Source organism: Enterococcus sp. DIV2449a (genome assembly GCF_051711225.1).
GTDB lineage: Bacteria > Bacillota > Bacilli > Lactobacillales > Enterococcaceae > Enterococcus_D > Enterococcus_D casseliflavus.
The window spans coordinates 288,604-310,024 of the sequence record NZ_JBIOME010000001.1; the positions used below are offsets into that span (position 1 = coordinate 288,604).

The 21,421-nt window shown below is 44.3% G+C and carries 20 protein-coding genes; 13 read left to right on the forward strand and 7 right to left on the reverse strand.

The features are described from left to right. The first annotated feature begins 79 nt into the window (after nt 1–79). Both gshAB and IGI76_RS01430 read left to right on the forward strand, forming a co-directional pair. Entirely contained in the window at nt 80–2,344 is a 2,265-nt protein-coding gene (gene gshAB, locus IGI76_RS01425) for a bifunctional glutamate--cysteine ligase GshA/glutathione synthetase GshB (protein WP_159161096.1), read from the forward strand. Nucleotides 2,345–3,247: 903 nt separating this feature from the next. Beyond that, nucleotides 3,248–4,624 carry a LysM peptidoglycan-binding domain-containing protein gene (locus tag IGI76_RS01430; RefSeq protein WP_438780927.1) on the forward strand — a complete coding sequence of 459 codons (1,377 nt, stop codon included), beginning with the start codon at nt 3,248–3,250 and terminating at the stop codon, nt 4,622–4,624. Between the two features lie 203 nt (nt 4,625–4,827). On the opposite strand, the gene IGI76_RS01435 is transcribed toward IGI76_RS01430, so the two are convergent. Both IGI76_RS01435 and IGI76_RS01440 read right to left on the reverse strand, forming a co-directional pair. Then, the gene (locus tag IGI76_RS01435) at nt 4,828–5,247 is read right to left on the reverse strand and encodes a hypothetical protein (protein ID WP_010748629.1); all 420 of its coding nucleotides are present in this window, start codon (nt 5,245–5,247) and stop codon (nt 4,828–4,830) included. A gap of 14 nt (nt 5,248–5,261) precedes the next feature. After that, the gene (locus tag IGI76_RS01440; protein WP_010748630.1) at nt 5,262–5,714 is read right to left on the reverse strand and encodes a YueI family protein; all 453 of its coding nucleotides are present in this window, start codon (nt 5,712–5,714) and stop codon (nt 5,262–5,264) included. A 107-nt stretch (nt 5,715–5,821) separates the two neighbouring features. Here IGI76_RS01440 and IGI76_RS01445 point away from each other — a divergent pair, with 107 nt between their 5' ends. The 6 genes from IGI76_RS01445 to IGI76_RS01470 all read left to right on the forward strand — a co-directional run bounded on the left by IGI76_RS01445 (nt 5,822) and on the right by IGI76_RS01470 (nt 9,329). Next, entirely contained in the window at nt 5,822–6,391 is a 570-nt protein-coding gene (locus tag IGI76_RS01445; RefSeq protein ID WP_010748631.1) for a GNAT family N-acetyltransferase, read from the forward strand. 15 nt (nt 6,392–6,406) lie between these two features. Next, the gene (locus tag IGI76_RS01450; protein WP_005227145.1) at nt 6,407–6,784 is read left to right on the forward strand and encodes an iron-sulfur cluster biosynthesis family protein; all 378 of its coding nucleotides are present in this window, start codon (nt 6,407–6,409) and stop codon (nt 6,782–6,784) included. A 1-nt stretch (nt 6,785) separates the two neighbouring features. Further along, nucleotides 6,786–7,679: a metallophosphoesterase gene (locus tag IGI76_RS01455; RefSeq protein WP_010748632.1), complete on the forward strand. Its 894-nt coding sequence runs from the start codon at nt 6,786–6,788 to the stop codon at nt 7,677–7,679. Between the two features lie 85 nt (nt 7,680–7,764). Beyond that, on the forward strand, nt 7,765–7,986 hold the full coding sequence (locus tag IGI76_RS01460; RefSeq protein WP_005227147.1) for a DUF2829 domain-containing protein: 222 nt from the start codon (nt 7,765–7,767) through the stop codon (nt 7,984–7,986). Then, nucleotides 7,983–8,732: a 3-oxoacyl-ACP reductase gene (locus IGI76_RS01465; RefSeq protein WP_010748633.1), complete on the forward strand. Its 750-nt coding sequence runs from the start codon at nt 7,983–7,985 to the stop codon at nt 8,730–8,732. The genes IGI76_RS01460 and IGI76_RS01465 overlap by 4 nt, the downstream gene beginning before the upstream one ends. Before the next feature lie 30 nt (nt 8,733–8,762). Further along, nucleotides 8,763–9,329: a nucleotidyltransferase family protein gene (locus IGI76_RS01470; protein ID WP_010748634.1), complete on the forward strand. Its 567-nt coding sequence runs from the start codon at nt 8,763–8,765 to the stop codon at nt 9,327–9,329. 91 nt (nt 9,330–9,420) lie between these two features. On the opposite strand, the gene IGI76_RS01475 is transcribed toward IGI76_RS01470, so the two are convergent. The 4 genes from IGI76_RS01475 to acnA all read right to left on the reverse strand — a co-directional run bounded on the left by IGI76_RS01475 (nt 9,421) and on the right by acnA (nt 14,964). Next, nucleotides 9,421–9,960 (reverse strand): biotin transporter BioY, encoded by a 540-nt coding sequence (locus IGI76_RS01475; protein ID WP_005227150.1) that lies wholly within the window; start codon nt 9,958–9,960, stop codon nt 9,421–9,423. A gap of 105 nt (nt 9,961–10,065) precedes the next feature. Beyond that, nucleotides 10,066–10,920, reverse strand: a complete 855-nt coding sequence (locus tag IGI76_RS01480; protein WP_010748635.1) for a helix-turn-helix domain-containing protein — start codon at nt 10,918–10,920, stop codon at nt 10,066–10,068. Nucleotides 10,921–11,024: 104 nt separating this feature from the next. After that, a complete protein-coding gene (gene icd, locus IGI76_RS01485) occupies nt 11,025–12,275 on the reverse strand; it encodes an NADP-dependent isocitrate dehydrogenase (RefSeq protein ID WP_010748636.1) in 1,251 nt (416 codons plus the stop codon). Continuing rightward, complete coding sequence (acnA, locus tag IGI76_RS01490) at nt 12,268–14,964, reverse strand: aconitate hydratase AcnA (protein ID WP_333718890.1); 2,697 nt, start codon at nt 14,962–14,964, stop codon at nt 12,268–12,270. The genes icd and acnA overlap by 8 nt, the downstream gene beginning before the upstream one ends. 235 nt (nt 14,965–15,199) lie before the next feature. On the opposite strand from acnA, the gene IGI76_RS01495 reads away from it, so the two are divergent. The 4 genes from IGI76_RS01495 (at nt 15,200) to spx (ending at nt 19,417) form a co-directional block, all read left to right on the forward strand. Beyond that, the gene (locus IGI76_RS01495) at nt 15,200–16,561 is read left to right on the forward strand and encodes a citrate/2-methylcitrate synthase (RefSeq protein WP_010748638.1); all 1,362 of its coding nucleotides are present in this window, start codon (nt 15,200–15,202) and stop codon (nt 16,559–16,561) included. Nucleotides 16,562–16,795: 234 nt separating this feature from the next. After that, a complete protein-coding gene (locus tag IGI76_RS01500; protein ID WP_311955371.1) occupies nt 16,796–18,229 on the forward strand; it encodes a peptidoglycan DD-metalloendopeptidase family protein in 1,434 nt (477 codons plus the stop codon). A gap of 286 nt (nt 18,230–18,515) precedes the next feature. Further along, entirely contained in the window at nt 18,516–18,917 is a 402-nt protein-coding gene (locus IGI76_RS01505; RefSeq protein WP_005227156.1) for an Asp23/Gls24 family envelope stress response protein, read from the forward strand. A gap of 50 nt (nt 18,918–18,967) precedes the next feature. After that, the gene (gene spx, locus IGI76_RS01510) at nt 18,968–19,417 is read left to right on the forward strand and encodes a transcriptional regulator Spx (protein ID WP_010748641.1); all 450 of its coding nucleotides are present in this window, start codon (nt 18,968–18,970) and stop codon (nt 19,415–19,417) included. 147 nt (nt 19,418–19,564) lie between these two features. On the opposite strand, the gene rpsD is transcribed toward spx, so the two are convergent. Further along, nucleotides 19,565–20,176, reverse strand: a complete 612-nt coding sequence (gene rpsD / locus IGI76_RS01515) for a 30S ribosomal protein S4 (protein ID WP_005227158.1) — start codon at nt 20,174–20,176, stop codon at nt 19,565–19,567. 367 nt (nt 20,177–20,543) lie between these two features. Here rpsD and IGI76_RS01520 point away from each other — a divergent pair, with 367 nt between their 5' ends. Beyond that, on the forward strand, nt 20,544–21,341 hold the full coding sequence (locus IGI76_RS01520) for a formate/nitrite transporter family protein (protein WP_438780931.1): 798 nt from the start codon (nt 20,544–20,546) through the stop codon (nt 21,339–21,341). Nucleotides 21,342–21,421: the final 80 nt, after the last annotated feature.

A 21,421-nucleotide genomic window follows, 5' to 3' on the forward strand; every position in this document is an offset into this window, starting at 1 on the left:
TCACCAGTTTTCACTATAATAGATGGAAAGAAATAGCATTTGAGAAAAAATTTAGTAGAAGAACATAGAGGGCAGTCGAATGAAAATAAAAACATTGTTATCACATAAAGAGCTTTTTCCCTATTTATTGAAAGGACGCTACGGGATTGAGCGTGAAGCGCAGCGGGTGCGGCTCGATGGGACGTTTGCAGGTACCGATCATCCTAAAACGTTAGGCAATCGGCGCTTCCATCCGTATATCCAAACGGATTTTTCCGAAAACCAACTGGAACTGATTACGCCCGTCGCTGATTCCGTGGATGAATTGTTCCGTTTTTTAGGGGCTATTCATGATGTGGCGTATCGTTCGATGTCAGCAGAAGAAATGCTCTGGCCATTGAGTATGCCACCGGCTTTACCAGAAAAAGAAGAAGACATCGTCATTGCTAAATTAGACCAATTTGAAGATGTGCTCTACCGCCGCTATTTAGCCAAAACATATGGTCGCCGCAAGCAAATGGTCAGTGGGATTCATTTCAATTTCGAATTTGCGGAAGACTTTTTGCAGCAGCTGTATGCTTTGTCTGAAACGAAGGAAAGCTTCCAGACGTTTAAAACGGCACTTTATTTGAAAGTAACTCGCAATTATTTGCACTATCGCTGGTTTTTGACGTATTTCTTTGGGGCGACTCCTGCTTCAGAAGCCAATTATTTTACGACAGAAAACGGACCGCAAGAACCAGTCCGCAGTATTCGCAATAGCCGCTATGGGTACACGAATCACGAAGACGTCAAGGTATCTTACGCTTCGTTAGAGACCTATCTTGCAGATATTGCCAAATTAGTGGAGACGGGAAAGCTTTCAGAAGAAAAAGAATTTTATGCGCCAGTGCGTCTACGTGGGGGAAAACGGGTCGCAGATTTAGCCTCAGCGGGTATCCGTTATATTGAGTTAAGAAATATTGACATCGATCCCTTTGCCCGCTATGGGATTTCCAAAGAGCAAGTCGCATTCTTGCATTTCTTCTTATTGTTTTTAAGTACAAAAGAAGAAGGCAGCGATGCGGATGCGTGGATCGAAGAGGGCAATCAGAAAAATGATCAGGTCGCATTAGAACATCCGCTTGCACCTTTGACTTATCAGCAAGAAGCGCAAGCGCTGATTACTGAAATGATGGACTTTGCCCAAGCCCTTGAGCTGCCGCATCCACCATTTTTGGATCAGCTCTCAGAAATGCTGGCTGAACCAGAAAGAACCTTCGCGGGACGTCTTTTCTCAGCAAGTCAAGCAACCAGTCAAGCGCAGACAGCAACAGTGCTGGGACAAAAGTATCATCAAGCTGCTTGGGAAAAACCGTATCAATTAGCTGGCTTTCGAGCAATGGAATTGTCGACCCAGATTCTCTTGTTCGATGCGATCCAAAAAGGAATCGAAGTGACGGTACTGGATGAAACGGATCAATTCTTGAAATTAGCCGTGAAAGACCACATCGAATATGTTAAAAATGCCAATATGACCAGTAAGGATCAGTACATCGTCCCATTGATCATGGCGAATAAAACGGTCACTAAAAAAATCTTAGCCGAAAATGGCTTTCATGTACCAAGTGGCGCTGAGTTCGCTTCGGCAGAAGAAGCGATCGCGTTTTATCCTCAGATTGCCCACAGCGGGTTTGTGGTAAAACCGAAAACCACCAACTATGGGATCGGTATCTCGATTTTCAAAGAAGGTGCCTCTTTAGCGGATTATCAAGCGGCGGTCGCCATTGCCTTTGCGGAAGATGATTCGATCCTCGTTGAGACTTTTTTGTCAGGGACGGAATATCGGTTCTTCGTGATCGATGGGCGAGTCGATGCGATTTTACTACGTATCCCTGCCAATGTCGTGGGTGACGGCAAGCGCACGATCACGGAACTCGTCGCAGAGAAAAATCTTGATCCATTGCGCGGCACCCATCATCGGACCCCATTAGAGCTGATCCAATTAGGGGAACTGGAACAACTGATGTTAAAAGAGCAAGGGTATCAAGTGGATTCAGTACCCGAAGAGGGGCAGATCGTTTATTTGCGAGAAAACTCGAATATCAGTACTGGCGGTGATTCTATCGATGTGACGGATGACTTCAACGATGATTACAAACAAGTAGCAGTCGATGCGGTAGCCGCATTACAAGCATCTATCAGCGGAATCGATCTGATTATTCCAGATAAAACCAAGCCAGCCAATGAACCGGGGGCTTATGGAATCATTGAAGCCAATTTCAACCCAGCGATGCATATGCACGTTTATCCATACAGCGGGAAAGGCCGACGCTTAACTATGTCTGTTTTACGCCTGTTGTTCCCTGAAGTTTTCGAGAGCTGATGGAAGTACAAAAAGCAAAAAACTGCACACTTTGGAAGGAGAGTTCCTTTCAAAGTGTGCAGTTTTTTTATATCGTTGTTTGATTCCTGATCTGACAGTTAGCACAATAGTTAATTCCCTTGTTTTTTGTCTTTATTTATCAAAAAATATTTATTTTAATATGAATACTGGAAAAATAATTGTATTTTTGGTAATCTAAAGAGAGGGAGTTCTAGTTTTTTTATACGCGATTAAATAACTATCGTTTTTTGAAGAGCCGCTAAATTAGGTCAGCATGTATAAAAAAGATATGAACATAGATATTGTCTTTCAACTATGCTTTTACATATAACAAAATGGTTGGCATCAAAAAAGCGGCAAAGGCAGACGGGTTCTCTTATCTTTGTTATTGACAAAAGAAGTGCAAAGATTGTTTTCAATTGAATCAAAAATGAAAGTTCATCATAGGAAACGGAGTTGAATCGATACTCAATGTTCAAGTTATTTGGAAGTAAGGCAGGTATTATAGCCGAAACTGATTGTGGTTCGATGGGTGACTCCTAAACATAGGCGCATTGCTTTAAGAATTTGTGGAACGGTCCTTTGGCAGCATCTTATAGGTACACAAAGGATATGGATGATTTTTTCCGATCCCTGCGAATGTTTGACAGTGCTTTGTCGGTTCTTCATTCAGTGTGCAGGCTTTTTTCGTAGGCTTAAATCAATGGTTTTAGTGCTTCTAGCCGAGGAATCACTTTTTCTTTAGCCGCTCTTTTCTGTCTTTCAACGGGCTATGATTCACAAGAGCCCTTCTGCGTAGATAAGTATACTAAATTTATTATACAGATCCATCCTGAAATTTTAATCAGGTTATGGTGTGTAATAAGTTGAATATAATAGCATTACAAAAAAGGAGAGTACGGAATGAAAAAATTTAATGGTAAGATTGTTAAAACGTTGGCATTACTAGCAACAATTTTTACGGCTGGTGCGTTATCAAATCAAGTTTCGGCATCAGAAGAAACAGCATCCCCTATTTCCGCAAGCGTATGGGTTGCCAGAACACCCGAACAAATCAAAGCTGATATTACTGGGAATGAATATACGATTGTTTGGGGTGATACACTTAGCGCCATCAGTAAAGCGACAAATATTACGATCGAACGTCTAGCACAATGGAATAATATTTACAATATTGACTTGATTTATGCTGGCAACAAATTAGTGTTTGATGGAAATGTGGTTTCTCTAAAGGATGCAGAGGGGAATACGATTAGTCAAGCAGTGATTCAAGATACTGACAAAATTGATCCGACCAAACCAATTGGGGGAGGAAGCAATACAAATCCTGGAAACAGTAATAATGGATCAAATGTCTCTACAAAACCGACACCTCCAGCAACAGATAACGGATCAGGAGACGGATCAACAAAACCAACGCCGCCTGCAACAGATAATGGATCAGGAGATGGCTCCACAAAGCCAACACCACCAGCAACGGATAATGGTTCAGGTGGAGATAATGGTTCCACTAATCCACCAGTTGATCGAGAGTTTGAAGTGACAGTCGTTGCAGAAAATGAAGAAATTACACGCCTCCGTGTCGGACCATTCTTAACTACCGATGAAGTGGCGGCATGGTTGCTTGAAAACTATGTTGGCTTAGTTTCAGACCTACAAATCTATCTAGAAGGAAACTATATCTATATTGAGTTCAATATTCCGACACCTGATAATGGAGGCGCGACTGACCGTGAAATTGTAGTTGAAGTTGTCTATGAGAATTCATATTATACTCGTCTACGTGTCGGACCATTCCTAAGTAACGAGGAAGCTACTGCTTGGAAGCATGAAAATTATCCAGAAGTAGTTAAGGGGCATGAAGTTCATTTTGTAGGTGATTATATCTATATTGAATTTGTTGTATTTAATAAAGACGAAGACGACAAAGATGTAGACGGCGGAGATAACGGTTCCGGTGGCGGAGATACAGATGTAGATGGCGGTGAAAACGGTTCTGGTGGCGGTGACACAGATACCGATGGCGGCGAAGACGGCTCTGGTGGCGGAGATACAGATGTAGACGGTGGCGAAGACGGCTCTGGTGGCGGAGATACAGATGTGAATACTCCAGTCAATTTAGGAAACAGTGGTATTTTTGCAACTACCAGAGAGGAAGCAAATGCACAAGCATATGCATTATGGATACAAGGTCAATTTCTAGAGTATACGCGTTTTCTTATCTTTCCTGCCTTAAATGCCGCTGGCGATCAAATTGGCTACACAGTAAATTTCTACTAATGATTTTTAACAACAACTTCCGATAGTGACAATTACAACTTAAAACTAATAAAAACCAGTCAGAAACTGCCTCTGACTGGTTTTTATTTGAAGAAATCATGAGAGATACGTTATCGTCCTGCTTTATGGTTCGCTTCATTAGCAATCTATTATATCCAGTACTTTCTATCTGCAGGAAGTATCGTGAGCCTTTCTTTATCTTCTTATCCTTCAAAAGCAGCGATCTCAATCGTTTGTTTTGTTTCTTCCACCTTGAGACCCGTTCGGGCTTCCCACCATTGTTTCATTTCTTTTTCATACGTGGTAGGAAAACGTTGGATCAAGGTTAATAACGGTACGCCTTGAATCGAGGCGTAGGGAAAGTTTAAAACCAGATTGTACTTCAGTTCCGACAGGAGGCTATAATATTGAAACATCATAAAGTTCATTTCATTCTTATCCTCCAGCAGGAGTACTTTCGGAGCGCGATCCAGCATAAAACCCAAGCTGCGCATCATGAACAATACGCCATCTAGATGGCTGGATTCGATCGTGGGTGCCGTTTTTAACAAATCGATATGCAGATCCAAAGCATCAAGCAGTTCTTTCTTTAATGAAAGGTAGGGCGGTGTTGATTGTTCCATGATAGTTCCTCCTTTTAATGGAAAAGACGTTTCCAAAATGACGTTTTCTCTGGTTGTTCCTGCTCTTTATCCGATGGAGCGGCAGCTGCAGGGAATTTTTTTTCGATATCGATGACGTCTTCATTGACGGCTTCTTTCCCAGCAATCAGCAAGCCGATACTGTCTGGACCGGCATCTTGGGCATCGGAGACGATCCGAAATTCCATCTGTTGCTTGGTCAGTAAAGTGATGTAATCGGTCTGGATCGATTCTGGCAATTTTCCATTAAGCAGCACGAGCGCTCCTTGATAATCTGGTAAGGCGTTCAAGAGCGTTTTCTGGTTGTCCTTCTTCTTCATTTCTGTTACTGTCATACTAAGATAACACCGTTCACGAAACGTGCCTAAATACTTGCGCTGTTCATCTGGGTTGACGCGAGGCGTCCCATACATTCCTGTATCAAGGCGTTTTTCTAATTCGTCTGACATTGAAGTATCCTCCTCAAAGCGTTTACTTATGCTTATTATAGCATATCCAGCAAATAGCAAAAGAGGGGTGCGATCGTGAGAGAGTATTGACAGAAAGTAGGGATCCTATGACAACAAAAGAACGACATTTGCTATTGTTAGCAGAAAATCAACGGTTGGAGACACCGAGGCTGCTCTTGCGTCCTGTTTCCTTGGCGGATGCAGCGGACATGTTTGCCTATGCAAATGATGAAGAAACGACGACCTTCGTCTTTGCTAGACATGGGTCGGTTGAAGAAACAAAACTACGCATCGCCGAGTATTTTGTTGCTGCACCCTTAGGAAAATTTGCGATCGAAGAAAAAGACTCAGGAAAAATGATCGGGACCATCGATTTGCGGGTAGAATCAGAAAAAGAGATCGCTGAGCTCGGTTATACATTGAGTCGCGATTATTGGGGGCAAGGGATCATGCCAGAAGCGGCAATGGCACTGCTGCATTTCGGTTTTGAAACACTCGAATTGATTCGAATTTTTGCTCGACATGATGCCCGAAATCCCAAGTCTGGACGGGTCATGGAGAAAATTGGGATGAAATTGGAAGCAACGATCCCAGCTGCCCGCAAATCGGGTGAAGAAATCATCGATGAAGTCACGCGTGGCATCACCCTTGAGGAATGGAAAAAACCTATCATGTAAAGGAGGGCTCTCGTCATGGAACTGAACATTGAGCCAGCAGCAATTGAAAAAATAACCCCTTATGTGCAGCCAGATGATCGTCTCTACTTGGATTTTGAAGACGGCGTTGGTCCGTTTCCTGCAACGGAGATCACCTGCCGTTTGGACATCCATTTTCGCCTGATCATCGTGCCGCAAAGCTATCCAGAAGAAGGATTGGCGATCTACGACACCCCTTTAACGACACCCTTAGGCACGATTTGGTTGAAGCAAGGGGCTCAGGTGTATTTAGAAGAACAGACTCGGATGCAGGTGGAACCGACCTATCAACGGTTGCAATTGGTGGGAAATAGCGGGATCTTAGCTAACGATGTCCAATTGTTACGGATCGAAAAGCAGACGGCGGGCCGCTGAGATGGGCACGTTGGCGGTTATTAGCGACTTGCACGTCGATATCAACCAATTATTTGATCCCCATCTGCAGCTGATCGCTGATTATTTGCAGCAAAATCAGGTGACCCATCTGCATCTGGCAGGAGATGTGGCGAATAAAAAACAACGGCTATTAGACGTGGTCGCATTTTTTCAAAGTCGACAGGTGCCAACGACCTTTCACTGGGGCAATCATGAAATGGTGGACTTGACGGAACAAGAGATCGAGGCTTTCGATGATCCCGCCTTTCTTAATTTTCAGACGTATCGCTTATCAGAAAAAACACAGCTGTTGGGAATCAATGGCTGGTATGACTACCAATATTCTGATCTGACCAGTGAAGCTGAGATCTTGCGGCTGAAAAATTTGTTTTGGTATGACCGCATGATTCAACGAAAGGGATCGGATAAGGAGATCAGCCAAGCCATCAATGAGCGTTTAGCGGAAACATTGGCCCATTTGCCGCAAGACCAAGAAATTTTTCTTTCTACGCATTTTGTGCCCCAAGAAGCGTTTATTGTGCGGCAGACCGGCAAGTACGCCCGCTGGAACCACCTAAATGCGTTTTTGGGGTCGCCCGATTTTGGCGCAGTGATCGACCAGTACGCCAATGTGCGGGCAGTCGTCTTTGGGCATACCCATCGACGCTTTGAGAAAAAGGAGCTTGCGGGAACCAGCTACTATTGCCGTCCCTTCGGCTACTATTATGAATGGCAGTTGACCCGACGCTTCGTTTTGGAAAATCACTTAGCAGAAGCATATTCTCCAACGAAAGTTCGGACGCTGCTGCGAAACCATCATGAGGCATTTGAGGACTATAAAACGGCGCATCTTGTAGAGGAATTGGCGCAAGCGATCACGCTGCTGCCGTATTAGCGCAGCAAACGAGTCCTGCTTGTTTTCGTGATTGAATTTCCAAGCAATTTAAACCATTAGAAGAAACACACAAAGGAGAAAAATCATGACATTTGAAGAAATCTTACCAGAATTAAAAGCTGGCAAAAAAATCATTCGTGAAGGTTGGGGCGGCTTTGAACTTTATGTGACATTCGTTGAAGGCGAAGTGTACGACAATGCCCCAGTCACCCCTTACTTTTTGATCAAAACAGCAGACGAGGGATTCTCGAGTTTCGCACCGACTGTTTGCGACATTCTTGCGGAAGATTGGAAAATCGTGGAATGACGGCAGCGTGGATCGATGACAAAACGATTGTGTTTGTCACAGGGGCTGCTTCAGGTATCGGTAAAGCGCAAGCAGAGGTGTTTCTTGCAGAAGGCGCTCAAGTATTTGGTGTTGACTGCCAATCGTTTCCTGATACGCTTTTAGCCCAGCCCCGCTTTTTCGGCACATGTTGTGACTTAGCGGTGAAAGAAAATTGTCTTGCAGCGGTCCAAGCTTGTGTGACGCACTTTGGCGGTATCACGGTCTTGTTAAATACAGCAGGAAAGCTTGACGGCTATCATACGATCGCTGAGACGACGTCAATGGAGTGGGAGGAGATATTTCAAACCAATGTCTCCAGCATGTTTTATTTAACGAAAGAAATTTTGCCGCTGATGCAAGCCAATGGCGGCGGAACGATCATCAATATGGCGTCCATCGCTGGAATGGTCGCAGGTGGGGGCGGGATCGCCTATACAACCGCAAAACACGCGATCGTCGGGTTTACCAAACAGTTGGCATTGGATGTTGCAGATCAAGGGATCTCGGTGAAGGGCATCGCGCCCGGTGCGATTCAAACGCCGATGAATGCGGCTGATTTTGCGGGTGACGGGAAAATGGCGCAATGGGTGGCAGAAGAGACGCCAGTCAAGCGTTGGGCGCAACCAGAAGAAGTTGCAGCGCTGACCCTTTTTCTTGCCAGTCCGCAAGCTAGTTACTTGCAGGGGGCGATCGTGCCCATCGACGGTGGTTGGACCTTGAAATAACTAGCCTGAACCCATTAGAGGAGGACGCCAATGAAGGAACAAGCGATCCAGAACTTGTTTGCAAAAAATCGTGAATGTCGACAACTGCTTACGATCATTGAAGCGTTGCAGCTGTCGGATTGCTGGCTGTGTGCTGGGTACCTGCGGAATTATTTATGGGGGTTTCTCAGTGGGAAAATAGCGGAGGTGCCGCTGACCGATATTGATGTCGTGTTTTATGATCCGACTGTAAGCATAGAAGAAACAGCAGCGATCGAAGCGCAACTGCGCCGCTCGTTTCCCGAATTTCCTTGGGAGGTTCGAAACCAAGCGTTGATGCACCAACATAATTTTGCCGAGGAGCCGCCTTATACAAGTACCTTCGATGCTTTAACGAAGTTTCCAGAGCGTTGTACAGCGGTAGCGGCACGAATGAATCAAGGCAAGCTTGAATTGATGGCGCCTTTTGGCTGGCAGGATATTTGCAGTTTTCGGGTGCGTCCAACACCGCATTTTGCCCAAAATGAACAGTATCTTGCGGTTTATCGACAACGCCAAGCGATGAAGCAGTGGCAGAAAATTTGGCCGCAGCTCTCGATTGAAGAGGGGAAGAAATAAAAAAGAACACTCGCGTGATGCGGCGATTTTCAAAAGTTAGACGAGAAAGCTAACTGATGGGAATCGCTGCATATGACGCGAGTGTTTTTTATTAACGTAAAGCCAATGGTTGCGCCAAGCGGTTTCTTAAAAAGATACCTAGATAAGCTGCGGCAACGGCTTTGATGATCCCAGGGATAATAAACAGAACAAAGCCACCGTTAAAGGCAGCCGGCCATGCCATGCCCGTGCTCCATTTCAGCCACAATGTACCAAACAACAAAGTTGCCAGCGCACCGACAATATTGCCGATCACTGCTCCTGTGTAGCGAAACGCTGTTTTTTCTACGATCAATCCAGTAAGCAATCCATTAAAGAGGAAGCCGACTAAATAGCCACCAGTTGGTCCTAACAAAACACCGACACCGCTGGAAAAACCAGCGAAAACGGGCAAACCAATCAATCCTAACAGCAAGTAGATGATGATCGCCATCGTTCCAGTTCGCGTGCCGAGGAAAGTCACCGCCAGCCCGATCGCAAAGGTTTGTCCTGTCAATGGGATCAAACCTAATGGAATCGTCAGTTGGGAAAGACCAGCAATAATGATCGCAAATAAAGCGGCATGGATTTGTTCACGTAATGATAATTTCATCGAATCCTTCTCTCTAATAATAATTTCGTTAACCTAAAAATAAATTATTTGGTTAACGAAATTATAAACGGTGGTTTACCAAAAGTAAAGAAGAATCTTGTTTTTTTAGTGTTCTTTTTTTAAAAGGACAATCAAGTTCTTTGAGGAGAGGAAAGGGGCGATCTCTTCCAGCTCATCTGTTGAGAAGGGCAGTGCTTGAACGAGCCGGCAGATCGTTGCTTCTGTTAGAAACGGCAGCAGTTCTTCGATTTCATCATAAGCCAAGCGTTCTGATGCGGCAACGTTTGGCTGTTCCAGGGCAGTCAGCAGGAGTTCATCCAGATAAGGCGCAGGTAAAAAGGGCAGCAGTTCTTCAATCTCAGAAAAGCGGAAGTCAGGATTTTCAAGCCAGCCTTTGATTTCTCCCGCCAAAAAGTTGGGGGGTAAAAAGGGCGCCGCCTCTTCCCAAAAAGCCATGGAATAGTGCTTACCTTTCAGGAGCTCTTCTACTTGGGGCTTTTTCAAAAAAGGCAGGAGTTCTTCCAGTACCTCTTCTGGGATATTCTCGGCACCATTTAGCAGGTGCTGCAAGTCTGCGCTGGTCAAATGAGGTGCTAGCCTAGGCAATAAGTCTAAATCTAAAGAAGTTTCTTGAAACGGTTCTTCTTGAATCAACGCTGACAATTCTTGCGGTTTGATCAGCGGAGCTAGTTCGGCGATTTCTTCTGGCTGTGCGGTTCCTGCTTGATAATGTTGCACCGCAGCTGCTGGCTTCCCTAACAGCTCATCGATGGATAGGTCTAAAATCGCTGCTAGCTGCGGCAATTTTTCAATGTCCGGCAGTGAGTTGCCCCGCTCCCAATTACTGACCGCCTGATAGCTGACAAGTAACTGGTCGGCCAAGTTGCTTTGGGTCAGATTTTTTTCTTTGCGTTTGGCAGCGATCTGCTGACCGATTTTTCTCATGTTGAATTCACTCATAAATGAATTCCCCCTTTCATGCTCTAAGTATAGTTTCTCAAAAGGTGAAAACGCAATCAAGCTGTGATTGAGCAGGCAAATGCCGACTCAATCACAGCTTGAGTTTACGAATGGATCAACTGAAGGAGGTGTTCACCAAACGCTTGTGTCGTTAAACAGACCGCTTCTGGCATCAACTGCGCGAAGTCGGCAGTGACGTGTTGACTTTGCAAGGCTTGTTCAATGGCTTGTGTTAGGATTTGGGCTGCTTCTGGCCAGTTCAAATGTTCTAATAGCATGCACGCTGACAGCAGCAGCGAACAGGGATTGGCTTTGCCAAGTCCTGCGATATCCGGTGCTGTTCCGTGGGTAGCTTCAAAGATGGCTGCCCCAGTAGCGTAGTTGATATTGGCACCGGGGGCGATCCCGATGCCGCCGACTTGTGCAGCAAGTGCATCAGAAATGTAGTCGCCGTTCAAATTACAAGTGGCAATGACGTCGAATTTTTCTGGATACAAAAGGATCTGTTGTAAAAAGTTGTCTGCGATCACGTCGTTAACAACGATTTTCCCAGCCGCTTTTGCCGAGGCAAGAGCGGCTTCGGCTGCCTTTGAGCCGCTTTCTGCTTTGATTTTGTTGTATTGATTCATTGTAAAACACTGGTCGGTGTATGTGGTCTCTGCAAGCTGATAGCCCCAGTTTTTAAAGCCGCCTTCTGTAAATTTCATGATATTGCCTTTATGCACCAGTGTCACCGTGGGCCGCTTTTGAGCGATCGCATACTCAATGGCAGCAGCGATCAAGCGCTGACTGCCTTCTAAAGAGATCGGCTTGATGCCGATAGCGGCAGTTTTAGGAAAACGAATCGCCTTGACAGCAAAGTCTGCTTGCAATGTCTGGATCAGACGCTGCGTTGCGTCGTCGTCTTTGGCAAATTCGATGCCAGCATAAACATCTTCAGTATTTTCTCGAAAGATCACCATATCGGTTTTTTCTGGCTGCTTTAAAGGCGAAGGGACCCCTGTAAAATAGCGAACAGGTCTGACACAGGCATAAAGATCCAGCGTTTGCCGCAAGGTGACATTCAAGGAGCGAAAGCCCTCGCCAATTGGGGTAGTCAACGGTCCTTTTAAGGCGTATTGTTGAGCCTTGATCGTATCGATGGTTGCTTGCGGCAGCCATTCCCCCGTCTGTTCAAAGGCGGCTTCTCCAGCTAAAACTTCCAGCCATTCGATACGGCGTTGATTGTCATAGGCTTTATTTACAGCGGCATCAATCACAGGTTGCGCAGCCTGCCAAATCTCGGCACCGATGCCGTCTCCTGCAATGTAAGGAATGGTGATCGTCGTTACTTCATGGGTTGTTTGGTTAGGCATGGGCAGTTCCTCCTAATTCAGCTTTTTTTCGAATGACCATCGGTAAAATTCCTTGATGCTTCCAATAGCGAATATCTGCAGGGGCATCAAAGCGCAGGCGGGTCATAAAGGAGACAGTCCCTCCGTCGATCCGTTGCGCAGTGACTTCGATCAGCTGCTTGACCACTGGCTCTTCTGGCAAAGCGATCGAGAATGTTTCGCTGCCGTCCAAATCAAATGATGCAGCACTTTCACCAGCAAGATATTCAAGCGGAATGATCCCCATCATGACCAAGTTGCTGCGATGGATTCGTTCGAAGCTTTCTGCTAAGACGACTTTAACGCCTAACAATTGTGTTCCTTTGGCGGCCCAGTCGCGAGAAGAACCCATGCCATAATCTTTACCAGCTAAAATGATACAGCTTTGACCAGCTTTTTGGTAATTCATAGCTGCGTCAAATATCGACAGGGTTTCCCCTGTTGGAAAATAATGCGTGACACTGCCAGTACTGCCAGGCACTAGCTGGTTTTGCAGACGGATGTTGCCGAAAGTCCCCCGCATCATAATCTGATGATTGCCGCGTCGCGAACCAAAGGAGTTGAATTCACGATACGGAACTTCTTTTTCTTGTAAAAATTTTCCAGCTGCAGAATCCATACTGATGCTGCCAGCAGGAGAAATATGGTCAGTGGTGACGGAATTACCCAATTTTGCCAAGACTTTCAGATCAGCTAAGACATCTGGTTTAGGCAACTCTTTGGTCAATGTTTCAAAGTAGGGCGGATGAGCGATGTAAGTGGATTGCTCCTCCCATTCATAACATGCGCTCGTGGTGGTTTCGATCGCATTCCAGCGTTCATTGGCATCAAAAAGATGCTCATAGGCAGCGCGAAATGCTTCTGGTCCGACGTACTCTTGAACGTAAGCATTGACTTCTTCATTGCTAGGCCAAATATCAGACAAATACACCGGCTCGTCATTGACGATAGCTAACGGTTCTTTTGTGAGATCTTTGCGAATGCTGCCAGCGATGGCATAGGCAACAACTAATGGCGGTGAAGCCAAATAATTGGCTTTGATCTGTGGATGGATTCTTCCTTCAAAATTTCGATTGCCTGACAGAACCGATGCCGCCAGTAGATTGTCTGCCTCAATTGCTTCAGCGACCTGCGCTTCTAAAGGACCTGAATTTCCGATACAGGTGGTACAACCGTAGCCCACCAAATAAAAGCCGAGTTGCTCTAAATACGGCAGCAAACCACTGTTTTGCAAATAGGTGGTCACGATCTGGGAGCCAGGTGCAAGGGAGGTTTTGACCGTACGAGAGACGGTCAGACCTTTTTCAATGGCTTTTTTAGCCAATAAGCCTGCCGAGAGCATGACGAAGGGATTGCTCGTATTCGTACAGCTAGTGATCGCCGCCAAGACGATATCGCCGGTCACTAATTTGTCAGGTGCAGCATCTGACCAGGTAACGCTGGCTTCTTTTTGCCATTCGTCCTCTGAAAGACCAAAGCCCTTGGGACCGACGGCAGCCGTGACCGATTGTTCAAAATCCTGACGGACTGCTGGAAGCAAAATCCGATCTTGCGGGCGCTTGGGCCCTGCTAATGCTGGCTGAACTTCTGCTAGATCGATGGTGATCGTCTTAGTATAGGTTGGCACGATCGCTTCATCATAAAAGAAATGGTTGGCTTTGGCGTAAGCGGCAACGAGTTCGATCAGCTCGCTGGAGCGACCGGTCGTTGCTAAGTAGTTCAAGGTCTCTTGATCAATCGGACAAAAACCGCAAGTCGCACCATATTCGGGAGCCATGTTTGCTAACGTTGCTCGATCAGCTAAACTTAAATGACGATAGCCAGGACCGAAGTATTCGACAAATTTTCCGACCACTTTTTCGATCCGCAGCACTTCAGTTACTTTTAGTGCTAAATCGGTGGCGGTGGTACCTGCAGGCATCTCGTTGATAAATTTCACCCCGATGACTTCAGGCGTAGGGAAGAAAGAAGGTTCGCCAAGAATCGCAGCTTCCGCTTCAATACCGCCAACCCCCCAACCGAGAACCCCCAAGCCGTTGATCATCGTGGTGTGAGAATCGGTTCCTTGCAATGTATCAGGAAACAGCAGTCGTTGATCTTCGTGTGTTTTTTGCAAGATCACATCAGACAACGATTCGATGTTGACTTGATGAATGATCCCTGTTTCAGGTGGAACGACTTCGAAATTGTCGAAAGAACCTTGCGCCCATTTCAAGAATTGATAGCGTTCTGCATTGCGTTCAAATTCCCGCTCCGTATTAAAAGCGATCGCCCCAGGAGTACCGGCTTGATCGACTTGCACAGAGTGGTCGACGACGAGTGTGACGGGGATCTCAGGATTGATGTCTTCTGCGGCACCGCCTAAAGCGACCATCGCATCCCGCATGGCAGCCAAATCAACGACTGCGGGTACCCCAGTAAAGTCTTGCAAAACGACCCGCTCTGGTTTGAATGGCACGACACCAGTAGGGGTTTCTGCCTGCCAGTTCGCTAAAAATGGTAAATAATCCTCTGTAATTTCCTCGTCTTGATGACGAGCAACACTTTCCAATAAAACTCGAATGGAGTAGGGCAAGCGAGATAAATCAGCCCCTAAGTCTTGGGTGATTTTCGCTAAGTCAATATACGTGTATTGCGTATCCTTGACGGTGAGTTGAGATTGCCACTTCATAAGAATCCTCCTTTTTACGAAGATAAACGTACTTATTAGGAATAATTATACGTTGATAATTTAAAAAATCAATTAAATTTATGAAAAATATTTCATTTTATAAACATCGTGCTATAATGTGTGAAAGTTTGTTAAAAAGCAACGATTTTATAGGATGACTATTTTAACGATGTTTGTATACGGTTAAATAACATTGTAATCGATAGTTTGTAGAAAGATTGGAGGTAACATCACCGTGGAAAGATTAGAAAAGAAAGAGAAGATGTCCTATCTTGCATCGCAATGTCAGAAATACAATTTGATAGATGTGAATCTTTATTCAGAATATGATGTGAAACGTGGACTGAGGGATTTAAATGGCACGGGGGTCTTAGCAGGGCTTACGACGATCTCCACCATTTATCCAGAAAAAATCATTGCTGGTAAGCCAATTGAAGCTTGTGGCGAGCTGCGTTATCGCGGAATTGACATCAACGAGTTAGTTGCAGGGTTCGTCAATGAAAAACGCTTTGGCTTTGAAGAGGTTGCATATTTATTACTTTTCGGCGAACTGCCAAACAAAACAGAACTTGCGGCCTTTCATTGCCTATTAGCAGAAAAACGTACATTGCCGACCAATTTTGTTCGTGACGTCATTATGAAAGCACCTTCTTCTGATATCATGAATAGCTTATCTCGCAGTATCTTGACACTGGCAAGTTACGATCCACAAGCAGATGACATCAGCATTGAAAATGTATTGGAACAAAGTCTGATGCTGATCAGTGTCTTTCCGCTCTTGGCAATCTACGGCTATCATGCCTACAATCATTACAATCAAGGGGAGAGTATGTATATCCACCGACCGACCGAAGAGTTGAGTACAGCTGAAACGATTTTGACTATGCTACGTCCAACGAAAGAATATAGCTTCCAAGAAGCCCAAACATTGGATATGGCACTGGTTTTGCATATGGAACATGGCGGCGGGAATAATTCGACCTTTACGACACGAGTCGTTACCTCCAGTGGGACGGATACCTATTCAACGATTGCTGCAGCGCTAGGTTCTTTGAAAGGGCCTAAACACGGTGGTGCTAATATCAAAGTGACAGAAATGATGGGAGATTTGAAGCGTAACGTTGCTGACCTTACCGATGAACAGGCGATCCGCAGCTATTTGGAAGCAGTTTTAGATAAAGAAGCGTTTGACCGTAAAGGATTGATTTATGGCATGGGCCACGCGGTATACAGCGACAACGATCCCCGTGCGGCGATTTTTAAAAATTATGTGGCAAAACTGGCCCAAGAAAAAGGATCAGAAGCTTGGCAAGAATATCAATTGTATACGATGGTCGAACGTATTGCTCCTCAAGTCATCAATGAAAAGCGCAAAATCTACAAAGGAGTCAGTGCCAATATCGACTTTTTCAGCGGGTTTGTTTATAACATGTTGGATCTGCCAGAAGAACTGTATACACCAATGTTTGCTATCGCGCGGATCGTCGGCTGGTCCGCCCATCGGATCGAAGAGCTGGTCAACGCACAAAAAATCATGCGTCCCGCCTACAAAGAAGTGTCAAACGATCGGGAATATATCGATATAGAGTCAAGATAGATCAAAACAGCAGGGAGGAAGCTCGCTGCTGTTTTTGTTTTGGACACTCGAAAAGAGAAGGATTGAGCCTTTTTTTGCGTATTTTTACTAGAGAGAAAATGAATGGCTTGGATCATTCGTTCATTAGAAAATTCAAGTTTTTCTCGTTTTTCATATAGGAATGCAAAAATTGATTACAAAGTTTCTTGCATTTTTTGTATGATAGAGGGAGGAATAAAGGAGGAAAGTTCACGAATGAAAATAAAAAAATGGATGGCGATTGCCATTATTACCAGTCAATTTTCAACAATGCTGCCAGTATCGGCTGCGGCATCTGTTTTGACGAACGAGTCTACTGCAGGTCAAAATACAGCTGAGTCAAAGGTTCCGGGAGTGAACGGGCCAACCATGGGCTTGGTTCCTGAAGATGCCGCAACGGTACCAGGAGAAAACGGCGAAGTAGTTCCAGGAGAGTCAACACCTGCTCCTGAACAGCCAACACCAGAACCTTTGCCAGAACCAGAACCAACCCCGACACCAGAACCAACACCGGAACCAGAAGAGCCGACACCAAATCCTGATCCTGAGCCGAATCCAGAACCAGAACCAACACCTGAGCCGGCGCCAGAACCAGAAGAACCAGCACCAAATCCAGAACCAGAACCAGAGACAACACCAAATCCTGAGCCAGAATCAACACCAAGCCAGCCTTCGCCTGACATCAAAGAAGTACCGAATGTACCAGAGTTGACGGTAACGCCGCCGCAAGAAGATGAGCCAGCAAAATTTGAAGTCACGCCAGTCAAAGAAACGTGGGACTTTATTATGGAGATTGGAGAAGATGCTCGTAAAGTTGGACAAGAAGAAGATCTTTACGCATCGGTCATGATTGCCCAAGCGATTTTAGAGTCTGGCAGCGGAAGAAGCCGTCTGAGCCAGGAGCCTTTTTATAACTTATTTGGTATTAAGGGACTTTATGAAGGGAATGGGATTTCCTTCCAAACGCAAGAAGACGATGGTTCTGGTAATTTATACACAGTTCATGCCACTTTTCGCCAATATGACAGCATCGAATCTTCTTTGAAAGATTATGCGAAATTGTTGAAAGAAGGATTGGACCACAATCCGAATTTTTATAAAGGTGTTTGGAAATCAGAAACGGAATCTTATGAAGACGCCACGGAATATCTGACCGGACGTTATGCATCAGATACACAATACAATGAGAAGCTGAATGCGCTGATCGAAGCGTATGCACTGACGAGTTATGACAAAGAGAAACCAGAATTACCGACAGGAAGCGAAAAGATGATCTATCCTGTCAGCAATCCAGTTGTCTCCTCTGTCTTTGGTCCGCGAGGCAATGGGTTTCATAGTGGAGTGGACTTCGCCGCACCACAAGGAACGCCAATCATGGCTAGTCTTTCAGGAACGGTGATCCGCTCAGAATATCATTCTTCATGGGGAAATTATGTTGCCATTGAGCACAAAGATGGGCTGACGACATTGTATGCCCACAATCATCGCAATTTAGTGGAAGTCGGTCAAACGGTCGAACAAGGCGAGGTGATTGCTTCTATGGGAAGTACGGGGAACAGTACAGGCCCGCACTTGCATTTTGAAGTCAGTCTTTCACCAAGTTTAGCGCGACACCAACTGATTGATCCGTTGGAAGTTTTGTCAAAATAACACGAAAAAAAGAGAGCGTTGTAGATGCTTTCTTTTTTTTTGTCAAGAAAAACGAATCATTTCAGGAAAATTATGCTTTGAGATTTTTTTAGCGCATTCATTTTATCTTGCACGATAAATTTATTCCGAAAACAAGTGTTTTTCTTTGTAAAAAAAACAAAAAGAATTTATGCTAAAAAGGTAGGGAAAAAAATTCCCAAGAGGAATGTCCACTTTAGACAAGGTCGTGTATGCGACTTTGCGATGTCTCTAGTATCCTTTCTTATTTAACCAAGGAGTGTGAAAAATGACTGACGATCAGCAAACAACGAATGTGTCTAATGAAGCAGCGCAAGCAAGTCCACTGTCCTTTGAAGAGAAAGTCATTGAAACAATTGTTGGTGTCGCTTTGCAGTCAATTGATGGCTTGATTAGTGTAAATGGCAGATTTCTTTCAGATATGACCGAAAACCTTGAAGAACAGCCGCAAGTCGCTTCTGGCATTGATGTGGAAGTTGGCAAAGAAGAGGTTGCAGTTGACTTGGAAGTAATCGTGGCTTACGGCAAAGATATCCCCAAACTCTTTGCGCAAGTCCAAGAAGTGGTCTTAGAAGAAATTAGCCGCTTGACTTCTTTGAAAGTCAAAGAGATCAATATTCGAATCGCCGATATCGTCAAACAGGAAACGATCGATCAAATCGAAGGTTGAGCACCAAACAAAAAATCGAAGTACATCAAAGAGAAAGGAAGAATGAACAAATGATATCACTATATACAACACCCAGCTGTACGTCATGTCGTAAAGCCCGTGCATGGTTGACCGAAAATGAACTACCATTTAAAGAGAGAAACATTTTTAGCGATCCATTAAATAGTGATGAACTAATGGAGATTCTTTCTTTAACGAAAAATGGAACGGAAGACATTATATCTACTCGTTCGAAAGTGTACCAAAAGCTAGACATTGATTTAGAAGAGTTGAAGCTAGAGGAGCTGCTTTCATTGATCGAAAAATACCCGAACTTATTGAAACGACCAATTATCTTAGATGAGAACAAGCTCCAAGTGGGATACAATGAAGAAGACATTCGTAAATTCGTGCCACGAAACTTACGAAAGATCATTTTCAAACGACGTCAAACAGAGCTGCTCATGTTTAATTATCGCCAAAAGCAAGAAGAAGGCGAATCTGTTGCGAACTTTATCTAAAATAGGAACAAAACCGGCAAATGAATACAGCGATGTATCATTGTCGGTTTTTTTGGTATTTTTTAAGGGTCTTCTTAAAGGGATCCGTAAATCCGTTGAGTCCACAAAAAAACACGATTCCCAAAAGGAATCGTGTCGGTTGAAATCTTAAAGTTTTTGGTTGTAGAATTCAACGACTAGTGCTTCGTCAACTTCTGCAGACAATTCATCACGCTCAGGTAAACGAGTTAATGAACCTTCTAATTTTTCGCTATCAAAGCTTACAAATGACGCGCGGCCAGCTGTTGCTTCAACTGCTTCTTTGATTGTTGAGATGTTTTGTGATTTTTCACGAACGCTGATGACTTGTCCAACTTCAACGTGGTATGAAGGGATATCAACGCGTTTGCCATCAACTAAAACGTGACCGTGGTTTACTAATTGACGTGCTTGACGACGAGTAGTTGCTAAACCTAGACGGTAAACAACGTTATCTAAGCGTTGTTCTAGCAAGATCATGAAGTTAACACCGTGTTTACCTTCTTTGATTTTGCTTGCTTTGATAAACAATGTACGGAATTGACGTTCGTTCATGCCATACATATGACGCAATTTTTGTTTTTCAGTTAATTGCATGCCGTATTCTGATTTTTTGCCACGGCTGTTTGGTCCGTGTTGACCTGGAGCGTAAGGGCGACGTGCCAATTCTTTTCCAGTTTCTGATAAAGAAATTCCTAAACGACGAGAAATTTTCCATGATGGTCCTGTATAACGAGACATAATTTAGTTCCTCCAATAAAATAGTTTGGAGTAAAATAATCCGTTGAAAAATTCACATTCGTGCAGTTCGTTCTTCAATCTTCACCTTTGCAGCCGCGGTTACGCAATTGCACCCGAGGGGCAACGAACTGGTGACGAGCTGTTATTTTCCTGCTGCATTATTTTACACAAGGAATAGTATACGACAAACTAGGGGCAAAAGTCAAGATGGAGCTGGCTTTGGATTTGATGAAAACAAAGCTTGAAATTTTTCATTAATTACTTATATTTTCAAATATCTCTTTACAAATCAGCATTTCGTCATTAGAATATGGAAGTATTGTGCAAATTATAACGAAGTAAAATTTTTCATAAAAGGAGTAGAAAAATGAATCCAGTATCCCCATTATTTGAGAAGATCGATTCATCCATAGAAAAGAAAATCGATTTGATCAAGAGTAATTATTTGCGTTACGCTGTACGTGCGATGATGGCTTGTTTATTCTTGACCCTCGGAACAGCTATTGCTTTTGCGATCGCTATGAAAGGTGAATCAATGGTTCACGGGTTAGGAAAAATTTTGTATGCATTTATGTTTAGCTGGTCTTTAGTCATGATTCTTTATATGAACGCAGAATTAGGAACATCGAATATGTTGTATATGACTGTTGGGGTTTACCGTAAACGTCTAAGTATTCCTTTGGCATTGAAAATTTTGCTTACGTGTGTCTTATTCAACTTGATCGGCGGGGTGATCTTCGGCTCGATCGTTGCGCTAACCGGACCTTTTCAAGGGCTGACCGCAGACAACTTTATGCTGACCTCGATCACTGCAAAATTAGAAAAATCCACTATCCAAATTTTAGTGGAAGCGATGTTCGCTAATATCGTGGTAAACACAGCCGTGTTGGTAAGCATGCGGATGAAAGACGATGCTGGAAAAGTCGCAGCAATCATTTTCATCATCTTCATCTTTGCTTTCTTAGGCTTCGAACACGTCATCGCTAACTTCCCAGCGTTTACCTTAGCTTTCTGGGCTTCAGGGGGACACTTGGCAGGCATGACTGTCGGCAGTGTGATCCATAATTTAGTTTTTGCCTTTATTGGTAACTATATCGGCGGTGGCTTGGTCATGGGACTTGGCTATGCATGGTTGAACAACTCAAAATCGACCTATGTCGACTAATCAGAACCTACAAAAAGAAGCAGCGATGCTTCTTTTTTTCTTTTCTCTAACATTTCTCTAGGAAGAAGCTATCATCCCTT